23 protein-coding genes are annotated in these 23,334 nt (G+C 62.9%); 10 read left to right on the top strand and 13 right to left on the bottom strand.

Going from position 1 to position 23,334, the window contains the following annotated elements:
- Positions 1–618: 618 nt before the first annotated feature.
- The 5 genes from atzF (at position 619) to E6C76_RS08740 (ending at position 8,546) form a co-directional block, all read left to right on the top strand.
- Positions 619–2,421 (top strand): allophanate hydrolase, encoded by a 1,803-nt coding sequence (atzF, locus tag E6C76_RS08715; RefSeq protein WP_136347847.1) that lies wholly within the window; start codon positions 619–621, stop codon positions 2,419–2,421.
- 70 nt (positions 2,422–2,491) lie between these two features.
- On the top strand, positions 2,492–6,109 hold the full coding sequence (gene uca, locus E6C76_RS08720; protein ID WP_136347848.1) for an urea carboxylase: 3,618 nt from the start codon (positions 2,492–2,494) through the stop codon (positions 6,107–6,109).
- Positions 6,110–6,214: 105 nt separating this feature from the next.
- Positions 6,215–6,649: a nickel-responsive transcriptional regulator NikR gene (nikR, locus tag E6C76_RS08725; protein WP_136347849.1), complete on the top strand. Its 435-nt coding sequence runs from the start codon at positions 6,215–6,217 to the stop codon at positions 6,647–6,649.
- 1,080 nt (positions 6,650–7,729) lie between these two features.
- On the top strand, positions 7,730–8,023 hold the full coding sequence (locus E6C76_RS08730) for a type II toxin-antitoxin system Phd/YefM family antitoxin (RefSeq protein WP_136347850.1): 294 nt from the start codon (positions 7,730–7,732) through the stop codon (positions 8,021–8,023).
- Between the two features lie 139 nt (positions 8,024–8,162).
- Entirely contained in the window at positions 8,163–8,546 is a 384-nt protein-coding gene (locus E6C76_RS08740) for a tyrosine-type recombinase/integrase (RefSeq protein ID WP_269140163.1), read from the top strand.
- A 209-nt stretch (positions 8,547–8,755) separates the two neighbouring features.
- On the opposite strand, the gene E6C76_RS08745 is transcribed toward E6C76_RS08740, so the two are convergent.
- The 4 genes from E6C76_RS08745 to E6C76_RS22045 form a co-directional block, all read right to left on the bottom strand.
- Positions 8,756–9,064, bottom strand: a complete 309-nt coding sequence (locus tag E6C76_RS08745; RefSeq protein ID WP_136347851.1) for a type II toxin-antitoxin system RelE/ParE family toxin — start codon at positions 9,062–9,064, stop codon at positions 8,756–8,758.
- Positions 9,065–9,066: 2 nt separating this feature from the next.
- The gene (locus E6C76_RS08750; RefSeq protein WP_136347852.1) at positions 9,067–9,351 is read right to left on the bottom strand and encodes a DUF6290 family protein; all 285 of its coding nucleotides are present in this window, start codon (positions 9,349–9,351) and stop codon (positions 9,067–9,069) included.
- Between the two features lie 458 nt (positions 9,352–9,809).
- The gene (locus E6C76_RS22560; protein WP_269140158.1) at positions 9,810–9,935 is read right to left on the bottom strand and encodes a hypothetical protein; all 126 of its coding nucleotides are present in this window, start codon (positions 9,933–9,935) and stop codon (positions 9,810–9,812) included.
- A 55-nt stretch (positions 9,936–9,990) separates the two neighbouring features.
- Entirely contained in the window at positions 9,991–10,152 is a 162-nt protein-coding gene (locus tag E6C76_RS22045) for a hypothetical protein (RefSeq protein WP_168734294.1), read from the bottom strand.
- Positions 10,153–10,529: 377 nt separating this feature from the next.
- On the opposite strand from E6C76_RS22045, the gene E6C76_RS08765 reads away from it, so the two are divergent.
- Together E6C76_RS08765 and E6C76_RS08770 are read left to right on the top strand one after the other, a co-directional pair.
- Positions 10,530–10,799, top strand: a complete 270-nt coding sequence (locus E6C76_RS08765) for a hypothetical protein (protein ID WP_136347853.1) — start codon at positions 10,530–10,532, stop codon at positions 10,797–10,799.
- 146 nt (positions 10,800–10,945) lie between these two features.
- Positions 10,946–12,310, top strand: coding sequence for a phospholipase D family protein (locus E6C76_RS08770; protein WP_230976207.1), 1,365 nt, complete (start codon positions 10,946–10,948; stop codon positions 12,308–12,310).
- A gap of 49 nt (positions 12,311–12,359) precedes the next feature.
- On the opposite strand, the gene E6C76_RS08775 is transcribed toward E6C76_RS08770, so the two are convergent.
- The 4 genes from E6C76_RS08775 to E6C76_RS08790 form a co-directional block, all read right to left on the bottom strand.
- The gene (locus E6C76_RS08775; protein WP_136347854.1) at positions 12,360–12,581 is read right to left on the bottom strand and encodes a type 2 periplasmic-binding domain-containing protein; all 222 of its coding nucleotides are present in this window, start codon (positions 12,579–12,581) and stop codon (positions 12,360–12,362) included.
- A 276-nt stretch (positions 12,582–12,857) separates the two neighbouring features.
- The gene (locus E6C76_RS08780; protein ID WP_136347855.1) at positions 12,858–13,502 is read right to left on the bottom strand and encodes an O-methyltransferase; all 645 of its coding nucleotides are present in this window, start codon (positions 13,500–13,502) and stop codon (positions 12,858–12,860) included.
- A 136-nt stretch (positions 13,503–13,638) separates the two neighbouring features.
- On the bottom strand, positions 13,639–13,908 hold the full coding sequence (locus tag E6C76_RS08785) for a hypothetical protein (protein ID WP_136347856.1): 270 nt from the start codon (positions 13,906–13,908) through the stop codon (positions 13,639–13,641).
- A gap of 36 nt (positions 13,909–13,944) precedes the next feature.
- Positions 13,945–14,589 (bottom strand): LysE family translocator, encoded by a 645-nt coding sequence (locus E6C76_RS08790; protein WP_136347857.1) that lies wholly within the window; start codon positions 14,587–14,589, stop codon positions 13,945–13,947.
- Positions 14,590–14,788: 199 nt separating this feature from the next.
- Between E6C76_RS08790 and E6C76_RS08795 the strand changes: the two genes are divergently transcribed.
- A complete protein-coding gene (locus tag E6C76_RS08795; RefSeq protein WP_230976208.1) occupies positions 14,789–16,705 on the top strand; it encodes a methyl-accepting chemotaxis protein in 1,917 nt (638 codons plus the stop codon).
- A 204-nt stretch (positions 16,706–16,909) separates the two neighbouring features.
- Here the strand turns inward: E6C76_RS08795 and E6C76_RS08800 are convergent, their stop codons facing one another.
- The 4 genes from E6C76_RS08800 to E6C76_RS08815 form a co-directional block, all read right to left on the bottom strand.
- On the bottom strand, positions 16,910–18,310 hold the full coding sequence (locus E6C76_RS08800; RefSeq protein WP_136347858.1) for an MmgE/PrpD family protein: 1,401 nt from the start codon (positions 18,308–18,310) through the stop codon (positions 16,910–16,912).
- Between the two features lie 80 nt (positions 18,311–18,390).
- Complete coding sequence (locus E6C76_RS08805; protein WP_136347859.1) at positions 18,391–19,068, bottom strand: amino acid ABC transporter permease; 678 nt, start codon at positions 19,066–19,068, stop codon at positions 18,391–18,393.
- Positions 19,061–19,825 carry an amino acid ABC transporter ATP-binding protein gene (locus E6C76_RS08810; RefSeq protein ID WP_230976229.1) on the bottom strand — a complete coding sequence of 255 codons (765 nt, stop codon included), beginning with the start codon at positions 19,823–19,825 and terminating at the stop codon, positions 19,061–19,063. The genes E6C76_RS08805 and E6C76_RS08810 overlap by 8 nt, the downstream gene beginning before the upstream one ends.
- Before the next feature lie 32 nt (positions 19,826–19,857).
- Positions 19,858–20,649, bottom strand: a complete 792-nt coding sequence (locus E6C76_RS08815) for a substrate-binding periplasmic protein (RefSeq protein ID WP_136347861.1) — start codon at positions 20,647–20,649, stop codon at positions 19,858–19,860.
- Positions 20,650–20,742: 93 nt separating this feature from the next.
- Between E6C76_RS08815 and E6C76_RS08820 the strand changes: the two genes are divergently transcribed.
- Together E6C76_RS08820 and E6C76_RS08825 are read left to right on the top strand one after the other, a co-directional pair.
- Positions 20,743–21,693: a LysR family transcriptional regulator gene (locus tag E6C76_RS08820; protein WP_136347862.1), complete on the top strand. Its 951-nt coding sequence runs from the start codon at positions 20,743–20,745 to the stop codon at positions 21,691–21,693.
- A 120-nt stretch (positions 21,694–21,813) separates the two neighbouring features.
- Positions 21,814–23,085: an MFS transporter gene (locus E6C76_RS08825; RefSeq protein ID WP_230976230.1), complete on the top strand. Its 1,272-nt coding sequence runs from the start codon at positions 21,814–21,816 to the stop codon at positions 23,083–23,085.
- 24 nt (positions 23,086–23,109) lie between these two features.
- Here the strand turns inward: E6C76_RS08825 and E6C76_RS08830 are convergent, their stop codons facing one another.
- A complete protein-coding gene (locus tag E6C76_RS08830; RefSeq protein WP_136347864.1) occupies positions 23,110–23,322 on the bottom strand; it encodes a hypothetical protein in 213 nt (70 codons plus the stop codon).
- Positions 23,323–23,334: the final 12 nt, after the last annotated feature.

The raw sequence follows: 23,334 nt of genomic DNA on the forward strand, positions 1-23,334 counted from the left end.
CCCGTCAAACGGGACATATCTTGCACTATCAGCGCAAATTGAATTGGGAGGAACTGCGTGCGATCGGCTTCTGGCTCTCATCTCGACGAGAACATGTTCGGCCGGCCACTCGGGCACACCCTGCAACTCGCAGCGGATGGAGCATTATTCATCGCCAATGCAATATGCCCAGATGCAGCCGACAGCAGCCGATGCTTCGGCGGGCACGCGGTGAATGGCGCGGCGCGAACTAGGCAGGCCGAACCCGGTGCCGAAGGGCCTGGTGGTGAAGGAACGGAACGGTTGCCCCAGCACCTGTTCGTCCTGTTCCGGCCGTTGTCCGATACCACGATCTCGGCATGCAGCCCGCCGGCCGCGCGTCGCCCCGGATGCGTCCGCTGCGCCAGCCGGCCATGACGCTGGGGAGATTTGTTCGGTAGCGGTAGGAGGCGAGTTTTCGGCCATTGCTACCGTTCGGCATGCAGCTTATGAGTGGCAGCTCTTTACGGTTTTTTCGCAGCCTCGGGACAAGGGGGTAGCTACTTTCGTTAGCAACTACGCAAATCTGCGTATGTATGATTTTTTCTTAGAAATTCATACTCACGGACATCTCAATGCCCTTGCGACACGCAAACGATCATGTCCACTTTTCCCATGCCAGCCTTCTGGACTATTGCTGACTGGCGCACAGCGTACCTTGGGGGCCGAAATCCCGACGGTGTACTTTCCGGACTTCTTGCCTCGATGCCGGACCACGATGTGGCCTGGATCACCCGCGTCAGCCTGGCAGACCTGCAACAGCGCCTGAGCCGCCTTGCCGCGCAACTGCAAGCAGCGGGCGGAGATATTGGCAAGTTGCCGCTTTACGGTGTGCCCTTCGCTGTGAAGGACAATATCGATGTGGCCGGTCTGCCGACCACCTGTGCCTGCCCGGAATTCGCTTATATCCCTGAGCGCAGCGCGACCGTGGTCGAGCATCTCGAGGCCGCTGGCGCGGTGGTCATTGGCAAAACCAATCTGGATCAGTTCGCCACTGGGCTGGTCGGAACCCGCTCGCCTTATGGCCCGGTGCCCAACACTTTCAAACCGGAGTACATCAGCGGCGGCTCCAGTTCCGGCTCGGCTTCGGTGGTGGCACGTGGCTTGGTGCCGTTTGCCTTGGGTACAGATACGGCCGGCTCTGGCCGGGTGCCGGCCGGGCATAACAATCTGGTCGGTCTGAAGCCCACGCGCGGGCGGGTCAGTACCACCGGACTGGTGCCAGCATGCCGTACGCTCGATTGCATCACGGTGTTCGCGCTGAGTGTGGAGGATGCCGAGGCCACCTTGCGCGTGATGGGCGGGTTCGACGAAAGCGATCCGTATTCACGCCACGCGCCCGCCCGCCCCGCCGCCTGGCCGGAGAAACCGAGGCTAGGTATCCCCGCTCGGATGGACTGGTTTGGCGACGCAGCGGCTGAAGGTGCGCACGACGAGGCTCTGTGCCGATTGGATGCCATGGGAGTCGAACTGATGCCGGTCGACTTCACGCTCCTCTTCGAGACGGCAGCCTTGCTGTATGAAGGACCTTGGGTGGGTGAGCGCTATGCCGCACTTGAACCATTGATGAAAGAGCGCCCCGAGGTCGTGCATCCGGTCGTGCGCGGCATCGTCAGCAAGGCCGTGAACTTCAGTGCGGTCGACACCTACAAGGCCGAGTACCGACGCATGGAGTTGGCGCGCAAGGCCGAAGCCCTAATTCGTGGGCTCGATGGCTTGCTGGTGCCGACCTCGCCGAGCATTTACACCATCGAAGCCGTGCTGGCCGATCCGGTCACGCTCAATTCGCGTATGGGCGTCTACACCAACTTTGTGAATCTGCTCGACTGGAGCGCCATCGCCCTGCCTGCTGGCATGCGCGGCGACGGCTTGCCAGCAGGCATCACCCTGATCGCGCCGGGCTGGCACGAAGCGCGGCTCATCGAATTCGGACGCCAGTGGCAACAAGCTGCGCCCTGGCGGCGCGGAGCATCCGATCAGGCCTTGCCGCCGCCGGCCCCCGTTGCACCCACCATGGACGGGCAGGTGGTGGTAGCCGTGGTCGGCGCGCATCTTTCCGGCATGCCGCTCAACTGGCAACTCACAGAGCGTGGCGCGGTGTTGCTGGAAACCACGCAGACTTCGGCTGCTTATCGCTTCTATGCCTTGCCCGGCACTGTTCCGCCCAAGCCGGGGCTGGTGCGCACGGGTGATGGCGCGCCGATCACGGTGGAGCTGTGGGCCATGCCGGCGGAGCGCTTCGGCTCCTTTGTGGCACTGATTCCTTCGCCACTGGGGATCGGTTCATTGGAACTGATCGATGGTCGCCGTGTACAGGGCTTCGTTTGCGAGAACTGGGCGACAGAGGGCGCGGAGGACATCACCGCGCTGGGCGGGTGGCGTGCCTACATGACCCCCCGCTGATTCCGATACCCCCTTCGTTTTGCGGTGGCCTGTACTGGGGCCAGGCCACCGGCTTGCCTGGAGAACGCCCATGTTCAAAACTGTTCTGATTGCCAATCGCGGCGAAATTGCTGTCCGCATCGCCAGCACCCTGAAGAAAATGGGCGTCCGCTCGGTGGCAGTGTATTCCGACGCGGACCGTGACAGTCTGCATGTGGCCGCTGCTGATCAGGCCGTGGCACTGGGCGGCAACTCACCCGCAGAAAGCTACTTGCGCGGCGAACGCATTCTGGAAATCGCCAAAGAGACCGGCGCCGAGGCCATCATTCCCGGCTATGGGTTTCTTTCCGAGAACACCGAGTTCGCCGAGCAATGCGCAGCAGCCGGCATCGTATTTGTCGGCCCGACGCCCGATCAAGTGCGCCGCTTCGGCCTCAAGCACACCTCGCGCGAAATCGCCGAAGCCGCAGGCGTGCCGCTCACCCCCGGCACCGGCCTGCTGAGTGATCTGGATGAAGCCAGGCAGGCGGCGCTGGAGATCGGCTACCCGGTGATGCTCAAGAGCACTGCAGGGGGTGGCGGCATCGGTCTGTCGCGCTGCGAGGATGAAGCCGAACTGGTTGCCGCCTTCGAATCGGTGCAGCGCCTCGGACAGAATTTCTTCAAGGACAGCGGCGTATTCATCGAGCGATTCGTCGCCAACGCGCGCCATGTGGAAGTGCAGATCTTTGGTGACGGTCACGGCTGCGTCGTGGCCCTGGGCGAGCGCGATTGCTCGGTGCAGCGGCGCAATCAGAAAGTGATCGAGGAAACCCCAGCACCGCATCTGCCACCCGCCACGCGCGCCGCGCTGCTGGCGGCTGCAGTGAAACTCGGCGAAGAGGTGGGTTATGTGTCTGCCGGCACAGTGGAATTCATTTATGACGCTGCACGCGATACCTTCTATTTCCTCGAAGTAAACACGCGCCTTCAGGTCGAGCACCCGATCACCGAAGCGGTAACCGGGCTGGACCTCGTCGAGTGGATGATCCGTATCGCAGCAGGAGAGCCGCCTTCCTTCGACGCCCTGCCAGAACCACAAGGCGCTGCCATCGAGGTGCGCGTGTATGCCGAAAATCCGGTACGCAATTTCCAACCCGCGCCCGGTGTGCTGACCGCAGTGAAATTCCCCGAAGGCGTGCGTGTGGATAGCTGGGTGCAGACCGGCAGCGAGGTCAGCGCCCATTACGACCCGATGATCGCCAAGATCATCGCTTACGGCAGTGACCGCGAAGATGCTCGCCGCAGGCTGCTTGTGGCGCTGGAGGCGACGCGTCTGGATGGCAGCGCCACCAATCTCGATTACCTACGCAGCATCCTGCTAAGCGACACCTTTGTGGACGGCAAGGTCTGGACCCGCTTCCTGGATCAGTACGCCTATGTTTCGCCCCAACTCGAAGTCCTGGAATCGGGCTCCTACACCACGGTGCAGGATTGCCCGGGACGCACTGGCTACTGGGACATCGGCGTGCCGCCATCCGGCCCGATGGATGACTACGCCTTCCGCTTGGCCAACCGCATCGTCGGCAACCACGAAGCCGCTGCTGGCCTGGAATGCACGCTGCAGGGGCCAACGCTGCGTTTCCATGCCGATGCGCTGATCGCGCTGACCGGTGCGCCAGCCACCGCCACGCTCGATGGCGGCGAGCCGCTGCCCTGGTGGCAGCCGATTGCGGTGCGCGCGGGGCAAGTGCTGCGCCTGGGCAAGGTCGAGAGCGGCTGCCGCAACTACATTGCCATCCGTAACGGGATAGATGTACCCGATTATCTGGGCAGCAAATCCACTTTCGTGCTGGGCCAGTTTGGCGGCCATGCCGGACGCACGCTGCGCGTGGGTGACCTGCTGCCGATCAGCCGACCGGACATGGCGGCCTGCAACACGCCCGCTCCGGCCTTCGCACCCGAAGCCGTACCGCAAGCCCTGATCCCGGCCTACGGCAAGCATTGGAAAATCCGCGTGTTGCATGGCCCGCACGGCGCCCCGGACTTCTTTACCGAAGCGAGCATCGCCAGCTTCTTCGCCACCGACTATCAGGTGCATCACAACTCCAACCGCCTCGGCGTGCGCTTGGTCGGCCCGAAACCGGAATGGACGCGCAGCGACGGCGGCGAGGCCGGGCTACATCCCTCCAATGTACATGACTGCGTGTATGCCATCGGTGCGGTCAATTTTACCGGCGACACCCCGGTGATCCTGACTTGCGACGGTCCCAGCCTCGGAGGCTTCGTCTGTCCGGTCACCATCGCCAAGGCTGAATTGTGGAAGGTCGGCCAGGTCAAACCGGGCGACACCATCCGCTTCGAACGGATCGGCTTTGATGAAGCGCTGGCGCTGGAACTGGCACAGGACGCGGCGATTCATAGCCTGCAGCCGCTGGCGAAGTTGTCGGCACAAAGCCTGTTGCCCCGGCCCGCCACTGTGGCGGAATGCGTGCTGGCCGAGTTGCCGGAAACAGGCACGCACCCGGCAGTCGCCTACCGTCAGGCTGGCGACAAATACATCCTGCTCGAATACGGCCCGAACGTGCTCGACCTGCGTCTGCGTCTGCGCATTCACCTCTTGATGGAAGGGCTCAAGGCGTTGGCGCTCGATGGCGTGCAGGAGCTCTCGCCCGGCGTGCGCTCGGTGCAGATCCACTACGACAGCCGCATCATCGCGCAGTCCGCACTGATCGAACAGTTGATCGCGCTGGAAGCGCATCTACCCGATGTGGAGGGGGTACAGGTAGCCAGCCGCATCGTGCATCTACCCATGGCCTTTGAAGACTCCACCACATTGGCCGCAGTACAACGCTACCGCGAAACCGTGAAGGCTGAAGCTCCCTGGTTACCCAATAACGTGGATTTCATCCAGCGCATCAACGGACTGCCCAGCCGCGAAGACGTGCGCCAGACCGTGTTCGACGCGAGTTACATGGTGATGGGCCTCGGTGATGTGTACCTGGGTGCGCCCTGCGCGGTGCCACTTGATCCGCGCCATCGCCTGCTCACCTCCAAATACAACCCCGCGCGCACCTTCACCGCAGAAGGCACGGTCGGCATCGGCGGCGTGTACATGTGTATCTATGGCATGGACTCGCCCGGTGGTTATCAACTTGTGGGCCGCACCGTACCGATCTGGAACAGGTTCCTCCAGAACCGCCAGTTCGGCCGCGCGCCCTGGTTGCTGCGCTTCTTTGACCGCGTGCACTTTTACCCGGTCAGCGAAACCGAACTCGACCAGTTTCGCGCAGATTTCCGCGCCGGCTGCGCCCAGGTTCGCGTCGAACAAGCCATGTTCAACATAGCCGAGCACGAAGCCTTGTTGGCCGAGAATGCAGCCGAGATTGAAGCCTTTCGCCTGCGGCAGCAGCAGGCCTTTACTGAAGAGGTGGCTCACTGGCAGAAATCAGGGTTTGGCAATGCAGAGGAAGCCAACGAACCGCAGCAAATTGCGGCGGCTGGGGACGGTACTCAGGTGCAGGCCGAAATGTCCGGCAGTGTGTGGTCCTTGCTGGTCGAACACGGCGAGCGGGTGCTGGCAGGTCAGGTCCTGGCAGTACTTGAAGCCATGAAAATGGAGTTCACGGTACTCGCGCCACATGATGGGCTGGTCTCGGCCATTCACTGCCGGAAAGGCAGAGTCGTGGTCGCCGGGGATCTGTTGATGGAATTGCAACCCGTTTCATGAGTCGTGAGCATTGGTCTATTCGGACTCGCTCGAAAGCACGGCAATGGGGCAGCGCACAGAATGGGGCACAATATGCATCCGCTGACCGCTTGGTAAGACCAACACATGCAAAGACTTACCATTTCGCTGGACGACGATTTGGCCGAGGCCTTCGAAGAGCTGATGCGCCGCAAGGGCTACGTCAACCGTTCGGAGGCGATCCGCGACCTGTTGCGGCGCGAACTGGGCGAGACCTCGCTAGCCGAGGGGGCTGCACGGCAGTGCGTGGCGGTGCTGAGTTATGTGTTTGACCATCACGAGCGCCAGCTCGCCAGCCGCTTGACCGACATCCAGCATGATCATCACAACCTGACCGTATCGACCATGCATGCCCATCTCGATCACGCCAATTGCATCGAAGCGGTATTCCTGCGGGGCGGCACGCACAAGGTGATGGATTTCGCAGAATCGGTGAAGGCACAGACTGGCGTGCATCATGGGCATGTGCATGTGGTGCCGGTGGAAGGTGCGACTTCTGGCGGCTACTTCAAGCGACGCTGAAGGTCGGGTGTTCACACCTCGTCAGCCACCGGCAAGCCTCACCGCATCAGCAGGTCAGGCCCAGCAGCAAGTGCCTGCAGACACGGCCAGCCAAGGCAACCAGCTGCAATTTTCAGAACGGCTGAATCAAGTCACATCATGAAATCGACTCAAGTCTCTTGGGTACTGAGATGTCCGCTTTGCCTTGCAAACCAGCCACGTTGATTGGAAGGGCAGAACGGCAACAATGGCCGACTAGCTGCCTCACAAAACCCAACACTTCGACGCATACTGTATCCCGAGTCGGCTTTCTCCAAGAAAGCCAGCGTTGACACACTACGCTATTGATTCAAATATTCTTCCAATGCGTTACTCCCGTTGTCACATAGTCTTCCTCCTGCGCCAATTAATTTCAGTTTGGCCAAGAAGAAATTCAGCGCACGCGCCTCCAATCGCCAGTTATCTGGATATGAGCCCTTTCCTGTTCAATTCAAAATCTGTTTTTTACGCGGCCGTCCACAGCGCCTTTTCACAGGCTTCGGACACGACGCGGGGGACGTGTCGGCCGGTTGATTGGCAGCTAGTTTCGGCTGTTCTCCCGAATGGATAGCATTGAGCACAGCAAGTTTGCTGTAGCGAATCTGCCGTCCAACCGTCAAGCACGGCACAATTGGCTCGCCTTTCTGGCGGGCTCTCTGAAGAGTTTTTACGTGAACTCGCAGTAGTGCAGCACATTCAGATTCGGTCAATATTTGGTCTTCAAGCACATTTTCCATTTATTTTCAAAATTGGATTCAGGGTCGTGCTCTGATTCTAAATACGCTCGCCTGTATTGAAAAGCTTTGCGTTGCCGCCTGAAATGGGGCGGATGACTACGCGGGGCATACCCGATGCTGGTCTTCAAAGCGGGGAAACTGACCTCGGGCGATTTAGGAGTGAGCTTTACGCTCTGGCGCAGGCACACAGTATCGTAGGGCAGATGCCAAATGGACATTAGCCGACGCGATTGCCGCTCGCGTACCCCTCTTACGCACGGCGGAGTCATCGTCGCGGAGGATATTCTAGGATTCAAGCCAGAATTCTGTACATTGAGGTATCCGTATGCCGATCACAGCACAGGACATCGTCTCGCTGACCACGGCCCGAGCCCAACTGTCCGAGTTGGCCGATCAGGTCAAGGCCGGGGCGGAGAAAATCATCACCAAGAATGGCGAGGGTTATGTCGCACTCGTCGATACGCGCCGACTCGACTACTATCACCGGCTGAAACAGGCCCGCATCCACCTGTTGATGCTTGATGAAGCCCAGCACGACCTTGAGGACGTCGCGGCGGATCGAACACACGACGCGCGGGAAGTGCTGGCCGAACGCAAGCAGGCACGCTCGCGGGCATGAGCGTCCGGGCAACGGTGCGGATCACTCGCAACTTCGAACGCGACCTGGATGACATCGAGGGCTTTCTGGCGTAGGCCGATGTACCCGGCGCATTCGACAGGCTGCTGGAGGAGTTGGAAACCAGGTGCTCTCACGCGCCATGGTCGTGCAGCGGAAGACGCAGCGGCCTGTGCAGTTCGAACTGACCGAGCCTACGCGCACGGCCGTGGCAGTGTGGATCGCGCAGGCGGGCCTCAAGTCGGAAGACTTCCTCTTTCCGGGCTGGCTGCACGAGTCCCCGCATGTCTCCACCCGGCAGTACGCGAGGATCGTCGAGCACTGGGTGGTGGCGGCCGGCCTCGATCCGTCCGCCTACGGTACGCACTCTATGCGGCGCACGAAGGCGACATTGATCTACAAGCGTACGAAGAACCTGAGGGCTGTTCAGCTCCTGCTGGGCCACGCCAAGCTCGAGTCGACGGTGAGCTACTTGGGCATCGAGGTCGATGATGCCTTGGATATCTCTGAGCAGATCGAGATCTGACGCTGGAGGAGTCGCCCGCCAAGCACCCTTGAGGCGGCGGGCGGCAGCTTACGATGGTGATGCCGAGACGGTACTATCGGCCAGATGCAGACATAGCTGTATGGAATAATCTGGTGGTACGAATGACAGGTAACTGATCCGGCACCTGCCGCTCGGGAGCGTCCAGGCCAACCGCGAAAGTCAGTCTCGGCGATACGGTGGCAAGAGTTTTACCCGGCAGGATCTCGCGCGGAGTAGCCGGCCTCACGCTGGCTGCGTATCGCCAGCACGAACACCGTATCAATCTCGGGCACATAGCGATACAAGGCTACATACCCATGTAAACGACGGCCAATTACCAGTTCGCGCTTGGCATTTGCCACCAGACGACCTATCAACGGGTTCTGCACCAGAATTTCCAGGGCAGCAATGATTTCGCCAATGCGCTGCCCAGGATTTTCTACCTCATAGCTAGCCAGATGATCGAGGATGCGATCAAAATCTTCTGCAACCTCCGGTGCCAACTCGATGCAGGACACCTTCAGCGTGCCAGCTTGCGCGCAACGGGGCGCTTCGCTGCCTTGCCAGCCATGCGCGCTTCCAGATAGCCGCGCATTTCCTGCCACGGGATGGTCTTACCGGTGGCCACAATGCGGGCATAGCGAGCTTCCGCTACCGCATCGAAATCAGCACCACGTTCCGCTTGCTCGGTCTTCTCGGCGATCGCTTCGAGAATGAAGCCATGAGCCGTCGTTCCGGCGTGCTTCGCCGCAGCTGCGATTCGGGCTTTCAGCTCATCCGGCAGGCGAATGGTGGTCGTGGACATGTCAGACTCCGAACAAAGTACAGGACGCCACCGTAGCACATTTGTGCTACGGCACGCAAAGCGTAAGTCCGTATAGGTCGGAGCCGGCGAGACGGCGCATCCAAACAATCGTGGCCGCCATACGGGCCCGTCACTACTTGATCTTGTATGCGCGACTTCCGGAGACCGTCCACTTGCTCTCGATCCGCCACCAGCAGCAGTTGGCCTTCCACCTCGGCAGCCCTGATCAGACACCCTGAACGGGGAGCGGAAGGGCCGCTCGGATACACGGCACCTGGACGCAAGATTGACCAAAAACAGGGGCTGGATATTGCGTCGGAATGGCGTAAAATGGCGAAACGCTGACGGACGAAGAGGGTTTTGGTGGGTTTTTATGTCCTCTCGTGTCCATGCGTAAGATTTTGATTTAATTGAATTGCGGATAAATTCAGCAGGTTATGAGAATGACAAACGGGAACTCATAACCCGAAGGTCGCAGGTTCAAATCCTGCCCCCGCAACCATTCCCAGAGACAGGCCGACAGCGATTGCTGATCGGCCTGTTTCGTTTTCGATCCACACCTGCCCGCCGTCCTCGATCATCACTCCCCCTCCTCGACCAGCGGGCGGACCAATTCGCGGGCACGGCCGATGCCGGTCTTCAAGGCGTGGCCAGTTCGGCCGTGAAGGTCTTCGATGCACTGGCTGCATCCTGTTCCATCTTCTGCGCGACGGTACGCGCCTTGGCATGAATGGCGGACAGGCGGCGGTCGGGCGAGAGCAGCTCCGAGCGGATATCGCCCATCAGCTTGCTATCGACCAAGACACGTTTGGCGGTGGCGCCTGTGCATACTGTCGCCTCGGGCCGCTTGCCCTTCCCCGCCCCGCCTCTGGTATGCGCCGGCCGCGCGCCGCGATCACGCACGGCGTTCCACAGCGCCTGTTCGACGATCCGCAGTGCCGGCCGCTCTTCGATCCCCCATTATCGAACCGGGTGGGGGTGCCTGCTTTGGCCCGTTGGGCACGAGTGCAGGCGTAATGAGCGGGCTCTCCAAGCAGGCCAGAAAGAGAACGGAAACAGCTACTCGCCCCAAGCATGATCCGCGTCAGCAAGTCATACTGCGCATGCCTCTGCCCGAGTCCCACCGGGCTCCCGAATTAGCAAACCTGTTGGGTTGATGTCGCGAAGCTGCCGATCCGATGCTCGATGCCCAGCTCAAGGTACCGCATGCCGCGGTCGCACTCGGCCAGCCGGTCCATGGCACGCTATTGCAGGACTTCTCATTTGCGTATGCACTGATGATTTACTGTGCCCTGGCAAACAGCCTGCCTGCCAAGGGACAAACGGCATCGGGTAAGAATTTGGACAGATACTGCGAACTTCACCGCCAAATGATGCTGGCCCTTTTGCGCGTGCCGGCAACGACAGAGGGTATTCCGTGTTCAAACATTGGATTGCGATCATCTTGATGTCAGGAATGTTGTCGGCCTGCAGTACGCTTCCCCCACTTGACGGGCGAAACCCTTCCAGAGCATTGCTGTCCCAGGATGGCGCTGATACGCGCTTGGGGCGTGGTCTGGCTCCTGCGGTTGAACAGCATCCCGGACTTTCCGGCGTGGCGCCGCTGGTGGACCCGCTGGATGCGTTTGCCGCACGCATGCTTCTGATCGCCGCCGCGCAGCGTACGATCGACATCCAGTATTACATCTGGCGCGACGACATCACCGGCAATCTGCTGCTGAATGCGCTGCACGAGGCTGCCAGGCGCCAGGTCCGTGTCAGACTCCTGGTTGATGACAACGGCACTTCAGTGCTCGATGAGAAACTCGCGCTGCTCAATGCGGAGCAGAGCGCAGAGGTCAGGCTGTTCAATCCATTCCCATATCGCCGCCTCAAGCCACTGGGGTTTCTGACGGACTTCAGCCGCTTGAACCGCCGCATGCACAACAAGTCGCTCACCGTGGATGGCCAGGCCACCGTGGTGGGCGGACGAAACATCGGCGATGAATATTTCGGCGCGACCCAGGGCATTGCGTTTGCGGATCTGGATGTGCTGGCTGCCGGGGCCGTCGTCGATGAGGTATCGAGGGATTTCGACCGCTACTGGAACAGTGAATCGGCCTATCCCCTGGAAACGCTGGTGAGCGTGCCGGACGGACATCGGTCGAAACGCTTGCGGGCAGATGAGTCTGCCAGCGCCATCGGTCCCCGGGCACATGCGTATGTGAACGCGATCACGCAATCGCGCTTCATCGAGGATCTGACCGCCGGCAAGCTGGAACTCCAATGGGTACCGGTACGCATGGTCAGCGATGATCCCGGCAAGGTACTGGACAAAGCGCCACAGGAAACGCTGCTGCTGCCCCGCCTCGCCCAGATGCTGGGCAGGCCAACGGAATCGGTGGATCTGATTTCTCCTTATTTCGTTCCCACGAAGCAAGGCGTCGAGGCGTTCGGCGCGCTGGCCGAACAAGGTGTGAGACTGCGGGTACTGACCAATGCCATGGAAGCCACGGATGTCGCCGCCGTCCATGCGGGCTACGCAAAGTACCGTGTGCCCTTGCTCGAAAAGGGGGTTGCACTGTTCGAAATGCGGCGCCAGGGAAATCAGGACATCCCGAAGGAAAAAGCGGGGCCGTTCGGCAGTTCGGGTTCCAGCCTGCACGCCAAGACCTTTGCGGTGGATGGCAAGCGGGTATTCGTGGGTTCATTCAACTTCGATCCCCGCTCGGCAAGGCTGAACACGGAACTAGGCTTCGTGATCGAGAGTGAACCGATGGCACAGGCGGTTGCCAGGGCCTTCGAGGTCGATGTGCCTGATCATGCCTATCAACTGGAACTGGGCACGGATGGTCGGATCATCTGGTTGGAGAACGGGCGGGAGGGAGTGCAGCGGCTCACCGTGGAGCCGTCGTCTTCTTTCTGGCGGCGTCTATATGTGAATTTCTTGTCGCTGCTTCCTATCGAACCTTTGCTGTAACGGATGACGCTCAATGCACACACGGAAACGCCGGCCTATCGCATTCGCGTCAGGCTAGTCCGGGGCCGACCATCTTCAACGCGAGCTTGATGGAGACCCGGGTGGCGGGCGAGCTTTGGTGTTCATCGGCCACGGCCAACCCGACGCGGCGTGCCGCATTGGGCAGCAAGGGGCGGCTGACGTACTGGGCACCGTTGTTCGGCGGCAAGGCCGATTCGGCCAGAATGGTGACGCCATCGCCGCGCGAGACGGTAGCCAGCGTCGTGAGCAACTGGGAGGTCCGGTACCCATGCTGCTGGGTGGTGCATTGATCATCGGCGGAATCATCGTGTGCAACCGGATGCCGGCTCCCGCCCGGCCTGCTCATCCGGAAACCGAAGCCAAATCCTGAACGCGGCGGGTTTCCACCCCTGACGCAGTGCATTCTGGCCGGCCTCCACCGGCACCAGCCGTTCGGCCCCGCACCGTGCCTTGCAGATGGCGCGCGGCTGGCGCCGGAACAGGAATCCGGCACCGGTCCACACGCCCGCAATAACACGCCCTGGCGCTATGGCTGCCGCTTGCAGGTGATCGACAGCCCTGCCCGGCTGCGCGTGTCGATCGTCGTGACGGCATCCGGCACGCTGCGGACGTGGTCGAGAAACTCGCGGATGCCGAGCTGATTCATCGACACGTTGTGCGCGGTGAAACAACCGCCGGGCACGATCTTCGGCCACAGTGCATCGAAGTAGTTGGTGTACCAGTCCTTGTCCGCGTCGGAGAACACGAAATCGATCGGCCCCTCCAGTTGCGGCACGAGGTCGTGCGCATTGGCCAGCCGCGCATCGATGACGTGGTCCAACCCTGCCGTCGCGAAATTCTCGACCGCGATGCCGTGGCGCCGCGGGTCGATCTCGATGGTGGTCAGACGGCCGCCGGTCCGACCCAGCGCCCAGCCGATCCAGATCGCGGAGTGGCCGGTCGAGGTACCGATCTCTACGGCGTTGCGAAAGCCGTTGGCAACGATCAGTTCGTACAGCGTGCGTCCGTCCACCTCCGGCACGTTCAGATCCCGCCAGGTACCTTGGCGTTCAGCGAGGAAAGCCTGCACGCGCCGGTCGAGTTCGGTATCGACAGCGGGCTGCGCCGTTGCAGCGGTCGGCACGATCAAGGCGGTGAACAGGACGATGACGATGCGGGCGAGGCGGATCATGGGCGACTCCCAGCGTTGGTGGTGGTGCGGGATTGGAACGTCGGGCCGCCCTGGTGTTCCCTCCCCTCTCCGACGCCTCGGCCGCTCGCTACCGCAGCATGCCTCATGACGAGGATCGGTGCATCCCGCGTGCAGGCTATTCCTCAAACTCCTGCTGGCTGCGCGGCGCCTGTGGGCATTGCGTATCCAGCGACGCGCGGTACTTCACGCAGCCGCGCATGAACTGCGGCCAGTCGGGCACGGTCGGGACGGACTCCCGCTTTTCGGGGAGCAAGGCCCACAGCTGCGGGTGATACCAGCACAGGTCATGACCTGACGTGTCACGGTGGGTGCGAATACCCGCACGCAGCTTCTTCACTTCCGCGATCAGCTGTTCACGGTCCATCGTATCGAGATCGCTGTCCATGGAATGAGCCTGTTTCATTGTTGTGGCATGCATGGGTCACGCGGCGCCGGCCGCCTTCTTCGACAGCAGCAGACCGCCGCCGGCAAAGCCGAGCAGAGAGGCACATGCCCGGTTGAAGAGGCGCTCGCGTGCCGGCACGGCGAACCACTTGCCCAGATGCGATCCCATGTAGGCATATGCGGCGATGGCGACCCATTCCAGCACCAGAAAGAACGAACCGAGGATGACGAACTGGGGGGCGGCGGCTTCTGCCGGGTTGACGAACTGGGGCAGGAAGGCCGTGAAGATCAGAATGGCCTTGGGATTCCCGGCAGCCACCATGAACTCCTGTCTGGTCAGGCGCCACAGGCTGGCGAGCCGCATGCTGCCCGCGGTGGTGCTGACCTGCAAACCGGCAACGGGCGCACGCCAGAGCTGTATCGCCAGGTAGAACAGGTATAGCGCACCGATCACTTTGACGACGGTGAAGGCCAGGGCTGAGGCTTGCAGGATGACCGCCAGTCCCGAGGCCGCAATGGCAATCATGCCGACGAACGCGGCCAGGCGGCCGATGCCCGCCATGCAGGCCGCCGCAAAGCCGAAACGGCTGGCATTGGATACGGAAAGCAGGTTGTTTGGACCGGGCGCCATGTTCAATGCAAAACAGGCGGGAACAAACACCAGGAGCATTTCTGGCGACATGGGGCAATTCCTATTGCACTTGGGCACTGCACTCGGTTGGCAGTTGCCCGCAATTTTACGGTGTAGTGCCGATTGCGTTGTGCGTACTACTCGGTCCGCCACCGTATCAGGGTCTGTTCGACAGCGCGCACAGCAGCGGCCGGACTCTTGACCCAGACCGCCCACATCCCCCTTCGCAGTGGCTAAAGTCTCCCACAGAATGACCGATACACTGTCATATCAACCAGCTCTGCCAGGCTTCACCATGAAATCCATCAAGACCACTGTCATCGCGTTGCTGCTCGCCGTACTCGCACTGACCTCGATCATCCTGCTCACCATCTCCACCCTGCAGTTGCGCGCCCAGTTGCTGGATTCCGTGGCGTCTTCGACCCGCCTCGCCGCCACGAGCTACGGTGACGCCATCGCGCAATGGGCGGCCACCCGCCGGCGTGTAGTGGAAGCGCTGGAGCCAATCCTCTTCGACGACGACCCGCTCCCCTTCTTCAAACAGGCCGAGGCGGGGACTGGCCTGGATCTGGTATTTGCCGGGTACGCGGACAGGCACTATCTGTTCTCCAAGCCGCGCAGCAATACGGCGGACTACGATCCCACCGCGCGCTCCTGGTACAAGACCGCCGTGGCCAAGGGTGAATCGACCATCACCGCCCCCTACATCGATTCAGCCAAAAATCTGGTCATCAGCTTCGTCACCCCGGTCATGCGCGGCGGCAGCGTTGCGGCGGTCATCGGGGCGGACGTATCGATCAAGGAAGTCGTCGACACCGTCAGTTCGCTGAAGCTGGACGGCGGCTATGCGATGCTGGTGTCGAGGGACGGCAAGATCATCGCCCACCCCGATGTGACGCTCACCCTCAAGGAACTATCGAGCGTTTCAGCCGAATTGGCAGGCAACACTAGCCAACTGGGCCACGCACCGGACGGGCTGGTCGAACTGCCGGTAAGCGGCAAACCAAGTTACGTGACCTGGCAACCGGTTTCCGGAACAGACTGGACGCTGGTCCTGATCGTCGACCAGACGGTGGTCAGCGACCCACTGACCGCCCTGCTGCTGAAGACCGGTGTCGTCGTCGCCCTCGTCGCCCTGCTCCTCGGCGGCGGCGCGGTCGTGCTGCTGCAGAACATCCTTGGCGGGCTCACCAAGATCCGCGATGCGATGCGCGCGATTGCCGGCGGCGGCGGCGACCTGACCCGCCGGATCGACGTCGATGGACAGAACGAAGTCGGTGGAACGGCCGCCGCGTTCAACGATTTCATCGGCGGCCTGCGCAACACCTTCGGCACCCTGCACGCCGAGGTGGCAAACCTGGTCGATGGCGTCAAGCAACTCGATCAGCGTATCGACAGCATCGCGGGTGACTCCCTGGCGCTGTCGGACATTTCCAGCAGCAACGCGGCCAGCATCGAGGAAATCACCGTCAGCATCGCCCACATCGCCGACAACACCGCCGATGCCGAGACGCTCGCCGGCGAAACGGGACAGCTCACGCAGCAGACCGCCAGCCAAGTATCGTCCATCGTCGAAGAGATCGCTGCTTCCGCCGCGCAGGTGAAAAACATGGCCGAATCGCTGAAAGGGCTGGCCGAGCGCTCGACAGAAATCGAGAGTATCGTCGGCGTGATCCGGGAGATCGCCGACCAGACGAACCTGCTCGCGCTCAATGCGGCCATCGAAGCCGCCCGTGCCGGTGAGCAGGGACGCGGCTTCGCCGTGGTGGCCGATGAGGTGCGCAAGCTGGCCGAACGCACCGGCACGGCTACCCTGGAGATTTCCGGCAAATTGGGGGCAATCCGCAAGGAAACCGATGCCGCGGTCGACAAGATGCATACGACTGTCGAGACGGTCGAGCACAACGTGCAGCGCAGCGAACAAGCCTCCCGGCTGGTCGAAGAGATTCATGCGAAGATCGAACACGTCTCGCAGCGCATGTCCGAAATCGCCTTGTCCGTGGCGGAACAGCGCAGTGCCACGACCGCCATGGCGCAGAGCACCGAAGGGATCAGCTCCCGGGTACATGAAACCGATGCGGCAATCCAGGGCACCCGTGAAACCCTGCACGCCCTTGCGGAAACTGCAGGGCGCGCCGGCACGCTGCTGAACCGGTTCCGCACCTGACCCAGTTCCACCGTGCCAGCACATTCATGCGGATGCCGGCGGCGCACGCCACCAGATAGTAGGCGTACTCGATACGGCGGTAGTGCCCGGTTCCTGGTCCGTACCCATACCGTCGGACTTGAGCAGCCAGCGCTCGAAGCCGTCGCGCACATCCAGTTGGCCGGGACGCATCTCCCCGTCTGCGGATGCAAGGCGATGACAGCCTTACCCCACCAGTTCAACCGAACTGCGCAGATGCCCATGCCAGCGTGCATCACCCAGCATCGACTCGGCCCATTCGCGCGGCCTCGCGACCTTAGCGCTCATGTTGCCACACGCCTTGGCGACGATCTCGGCTTCGTTCATGGGCCTGGCCGAGCTTCCCAACGGGACACTCAGTTCCTGGGTCACAGCCTGGCCATCCCGGTGGCGTACCGTCACCCGGGCCCCAGGCTGCCGTCCAGGGCCGCCCATGCGTTGCTCGAAAAACGGATCGACGACCGCCCTGACCTTGGACATCACATCCCGCACGCGGGCATCCCGCATGATCTCTTCGGCGTACCAGTCCGCGCCGGGGAACAGGCGCAGGGCGACGGTGGCCAGGGTGTAGGGCAGGCTGAACTGCGCATCCGCGGGACTACCCGGCGCCATGTCCATGAAGTCCTCGGCCAACCGGGCGAACGTCCGGACTTCGATCTCATCGATCTCTTCCGCCTGCCACCCGGTATTCCGCACGATGGTTTCCATGCACTCCAGGGCGCAGGCTAGCCACCGGCAGGCCGGGTATCGCTTGAAGCTGCCGTGGCCGATGTACCACTGCTCCCCCAGGCCGCGCATGAGCACCTCGGGATCGAAACGGTCTGAGCCGATCATGCGCCAATAGCCTTGGGGACCGTCGAACACATCCCGGCTGCCGACGAAGCCGAGTTGCGCCAGCAAGGCTGCCTGCACGCCGGCCTGGGCGGCCGAGGCCACACCGTCCTTGAGCGTGACCAGCGGGCGGGCGTGCCAGTTGTATTTGTGCAGACTGGGAAGACAGGTGAAGGCCGCGGCCAGCCCCACCGCCTGACCGAGCAGGTCGTCGCTCAACCCAAGAATCCGTCCGCCCACCACCGCTGCACCGATGGCCTGGTGCTGCGCCACGCCATAGACCTGGGCAAAGCGCTCCGCGCTCGGCTGCAGCGCATGGATCAGGCGGTTATTGACCTCGAAGCCCGCCGCCAGGGCGGAGAGCAAGACCTGCCCCTCCACCACGCACGGAGATTGATCCAGCGCCGCCATGGCCGCCGACACCAGGGTGGCGCCCGGATGGCCCAGCCCCTTGCCGTCGATTTCCACTCCATCGTCATGATCCAGGCCATTGATGAGCATCGCGTTGGCGAACGCGGCGGCGGGCGCCGAATACTGCCGCCGTACGCCGAAAACATGGCAGTTGCCGTGCCCGCCGAGCAGCCCGGCAGCATCGCGGGCCAGGCTTGCGGCCGCGGTTCCGCTTGCGGCCCAGCCACAGCCGAGCGCATCGAGCAGGTGGAGCTTGAGCTTGTGCAGGATGGGCTCCGGCACGCGGTCGATGGTCAGTTCGTGGGCAAACCGGACGAGCTGACAGGTCACACTGTCGAATGTCATGGCGTCGGGGAGTTGAAAGACAAGGAGATTGCTCCAGTGCCGGGCATGCTCCGCCGGTTCGGCTGACCGGTGCTGGAAATTCAGCGCCGGAAATAGCGCCCGTGAATGCGCCGCTCGATGCTGCCGGCCAGCAGCGAGAGCGGCAGAATGGTCACCACGAAGAACAAGGCCACCAGGGTCAGCACCTCCAGCGGCCGGAATGTGGCCGTGCTCAGGCGCTGCCCCTCGTACAACAGCTCGCCGACCGCGATGTAGCTGCCCAGTACCGAGTTCTTGACCGCCATGACGGATTGCCCGACGAAGGCGGGCAGGATGCGCAGAAAGGCGATCGGTGCGGCCACACGCATCAGCGCCTTGAACGGCGTCATCCCCACCGCCAGCGCAGCCTCGACCAGCCCGTGATCGACGGACTGCAGGCCGGACCGGAAGATCTCCGCGAAGAACACGCTGCCGTACAGGCCCAGCGCCAGCACACAGGTCCAGTATGCCGACAGCTTCATGCCGGTGAGAATGGGCAGGCAGTAATAGGCCCACACCACCAGCACCAAGGGCGGCACGGCACGCACCACTTCGATGAGCGCCTGAACCGGCCAGCGGACCCAGCGCGAGTGTGCGGCGCGCAACGGCGCCAGGACCAGTCCGAGCGCCACCCCGATGGTGACGGAGAATGCCAGCACCCGCAGCGTCGTCAGCATGCCCTCGACCAGCACCCCCCGATACTGGAAGATCGCGTCGAAGTCCCATTGATACTCAGGCATGACCGATGTCCTCCAGCATCCGGACGGCGGCGCCCAGGAAACCGCGAACCGGCGAACCCGCCGGACGCGCCAGCAGCGCCGCGGGTGTTCCTCCGTCCGCCACCCGCCCCTGGTCGAGATACAGGATGCGATGGCAAACCTCGAAAGCGAAACGCATCTCGTGCGTCACCACCAGCATGGTCGTACCACTGCGTGCCAAGTCGGTCATCACGGCCAGCACCTCGGCCACCAGTTCCGGGTCCAGGGCCGAGGTGGGCTCGTCGAACAAGATGAGCCGCGGCTGCATGGCGACCGCGCGTGCGATCGAGACACGCTGCTGCTGCCCGCCGGACAGCGTCACCGGGTAGGAACCGGCCTTGGCCGCCAGGCCGATGCGCTCCAGAATCACCATCGCGCGGGAGGCGGCTTCCGCGTGCGGCACGCCCAGCACCGCGACCGGCCCTTCCATCACGTTCTGCAAGACGGTGCGGTGCGGCCACAGGTTGAAGTGCTGGAACACCATGCCCATGGCGGCACGCTGGCGTGCCAGTACGCGCGCCGGCACCGCTCTGCGTTGCCCCCCCTGGAAGCCGATCTCCTCGCCGTCGAGGCGGATGCGGCCGACATCCGGGCGCTCCAGCATGTTGAGGCAGCGCAGCAGCGTGGACTTTCCGGAACCGCTGCGCCCGATCAGGCCGATCACCTCGCCGGCCCGGACATCGAAAGAGATGTCGTCGAGCACCCGGCGACCGTGGAACGACTTGCCCAGGCGCTCCACGCTCAACAGAGGTCGCGGCCCTCCGCCATCCGTCACTTGGCCGCGGGCACGTACTTGGCCCAGATGCGGTCCAGCGTGCCTTCCTTGTCCAACGCCTCCAGCCGTTCGTCGAGCCAGTTGCGCAAGGCTTCACGATCCTTGGCGAGGCCGATGTTGGTGGCCTGCGCCTGGATCGGCGCCGGAAACACCGCGTGGCCGCGGCCGCGCCGTTCGATGTACAAGGCCATCTGGATGTCGTTGGTGAGCAGCGCATTGGCACGGCCGCTTTCCACTTCCAGTTGCATGGCTTCGCTGTTGGGCACGATAACCCACTGGGTGCGGGTCAGCTTCGGCTGCAGCAGGGTGACCGCGGCCGAGCCGTCGATGGCCGCAAGCCGGATCGCGGGGTCGTTGATGCCATCCCACGTCCGGTACCGCGACAGGTCATCCTCCAGGGTCAGCACCCCCATCTTGTGCGCACCGATTGGCCGGGTGAAGTCGACGGCCCTGGCCCGCTCCGGCGTCTTGTTGAAGCCCCCCAGCAGATCGAAGCGGCCGGCCTGCAGACCCGCCGCGGCCGTTCCCCATTGAGTATCGACGTACTCGATGGCGATGCCGCTCGGCTTGAAGATGGCCTGCGCCAGATCGGGAACGAGGCCGGTCCACTCATTGGTGCGCAGATCCTTCTGGTACCACGGCGGCGCGGACACCGCGCCGATACGCACGACGTCCCTGCCCAGAATACCCCGCAGGCTGTCCGCCGCCAGGGCCTGCGTTCCGCCCAGCGTGGCCCCGACCAGGGTGAAGGCGGCAAGGGAGGTCTTGATGAACGACAGCGCTTTCATGACATACTCCAGAGTACATACATGGCGCCAGTTTATGAAGCGCAACACATTCATCAAAATACATAATTTTGAATTATATATTCCCCATAAAGCATGAGCCCAAAACAGCTTGAAGTCTTCGTCCAGGTCGTCCAGCTCGGGTCGGTCACCGCCGCCGCCCAGGCACTGGGCATGTCCCAGCCCTCGGTCAGCAAAAGCCTCGCGCTGACCGAACAGCAACTGGGCTTTGCCCTGTTCGAACGGGCGAAAGGACGGATGCAGCCGACCCCCGAAGCACGCCAGGTCTTCGAGGAAGCGCGCCGCATGCAGCACAGCATGGCGCGCTTCGACCGCTTCCTTGAACAGGTGCGGCGCTACAGCGTCGGCCAGTTGCGCGTCTGCGCCACGCCTGCCCTGGCGATCAACCTGCTGCCCCAAGCCGCGCGGCAGTTTCGCGAGTCTTTTCCCGAGTACGGCCTGGCGGTCGACATGTATCTCAACAACGAAATCGAAGATGCTGTCGCCCACCGTCAGTACGATCTCGGCTTCCTCCTGCAACCCATGGACGAGAGCCTGCCGGCGCAAAGCGTGGTGCGTACCGGCCAGATGGTCTGCGTCATGCCGGCCTCCCATCCCCTGGCTTCCCGTCAAACGGTGCGCTGGGACGACTTCGACGCACGGGAACTGATCTACATCACCACCGACCCCCGCATCATCGCCACCATGGCCGCAGCCATCGAGGGCTTTCGCGAGCGCCCCGTCTCTGCGCTGGAAACCAATCGCTACAGCATGGCGATCAACCTGGTGCGACAGGGGATGGGGATCACCCTGGTGGACGAATTCGCCTTGGCCGGCACCGACCTCGGCAGTCTGGCCATACGTCCTTTCATGCCGCGAATCCCGGTCATGGTCAGAGCGGTCACCGGCGAACGCCAGGTGATCCTCAAGCCTGCGCAGGTCTTCATCGACGCGATGTCCCGGCTCATGCCGCCACTCGATCTGACTTGTTCCCCCGGCACGTCTCCATCAGTCCAACAAACGGCAGGACAGGCCCGGGATTCGTGAGGCGCCGCCGGTTGATCTTGCCCGGATTCACGCAGGATTCGGCCACGAATCGTGCAGTGCAGCACGCGATCCGGCACAATCGCCAATTCGAATCGACTACCGGAGCAGAACCAATTGAGCGTGCGGGAGCGGCTGGAAGTACTCCGGGAGCGGGATTTCGTCTTCTTCCTGAGCGCGAAGCTCCTCGTCACCCTGGCCGCCGAGATGGTCAATGTGGCGGTGGGCATGCAGGTCTATGAACTCACCGGCGACCTGCTTGCCCTCGGGCTGGTCGGGCTGGCCCAGTTCGCCCCCTTCGTGCTGCTCATCCTGCCCGCCGGGCAGGTCGCCGACCGCAAGGAACGCAGCCGCATCATCGCCTTCTGCTACGTCCTGCAGGCTACCGCCTCGGCCGCGCTGCTCGCCATCACCCTGTCCGGCATGCACGAGGTACTGCTGGTCTACGCGGTTTTGGTACTGCTCGGCTGCGCCCGCGCCTTCATGATGCCGGCCAGCCAGGCGGTGCTGATCAACCTGGTATCCGCGCCGCGCTTCGCCCAGGCCGTGGCGTTGCATTCCTCTTCCTTCCACGTCGCGGTGATCGTCGGCCCGATGCTGGGCGGCCTGGTCTATCTGGGCGGCCCGGAAGCCGTCTACATCACCTCCACCACCCTGTTCGCCAGCGCCGTGGTGCTGATGAGCCGCGTGCGCAGCGGTGTTCCCCAGGCCTCCGGCGACGCTGGATCGGGCGACGCCGGCGCCGTGTTCGAGGGGCTGCGCTTCGTGTTCTCGCGCCCCATCATCCTCGGCGCCGTGTCGCTCGATCTGTTCGCCGTGCTGTTCGGCGGCATGATCGGCCTGCTGCCCGCCATGGCCACCGACGTGCTGCACACCGACGCCACCGGGCTGGGCATCCTGCGCTCGGCCATGGCCGTCGGCTCCGCACTGGCCGCCGCCGCCCTGGTCTGGCACCCCATCCGCCGCCACGTCGGCTACTGGATGTTCGGCGGCGTCGGCCTGTTCGGCGCCGCAACGGTGCTGTTCGGCCTGTCCACTAGCCTGTGGCTGTCGGTCTTCGCTCTCGCCCTGGCCGGCGCGGGCGACATGGTCAGCGTCTATGTGCGCCACATCCTCGTGCAGCACGAAACCCCGGACGCCATCCGGGGTCGGGTCAGCGCGGTCAACTCCGTGTTCATCGGCGCCTCCAACCAGCTCGGCGATTTCGAATCCGGCGTCGCCGCCCGCCTGCTCGGTCTGGTCCCCGCCGTGGTATTCGGCGGCGCCGCCACGCTGGCGGTGACCGGCGCATGGATCAGATTCTTTCCGGTGCTGGCCCACATGGACCTGTTCCCGCACCTGCGCACCGCCACATCAGCGGCCGGGGAGGCAGAGCAAAGCACGCATGGAAGCTGAAAGCCGCCGTCCTTCCGTACGAAGCTAAAACGGCAAGCGCCTCCGCGGCGGCCTTTCTGCCGGCTGGCTTGCCTGCTTCGGCGTCGCGCGTACCGGTTTGCGCGGCTGGTTCATCTCATCCCGGGCAAAGCGCACCTTGCCTTCCAGGGTACAGCCGCGCATGCCGGGTTCGCAGACGGCGCCGCGCACGCGCTGGCAGACACCGTCGAGATCGTGGGGGCAGCTCCAGGCGCTCATGGTCGGATTGGC

The organism is Pseudothauera nasutitermitis (genome assembly GCF_004801295.1).
Classification (GTDB): domain Bacteria; phylum Pseudomonadota; class Gammaproteobacteria; order Burkholderiales; family Rhodocyclaceae; genus Pseudothauera; species Pseudothauera nasutitermitis.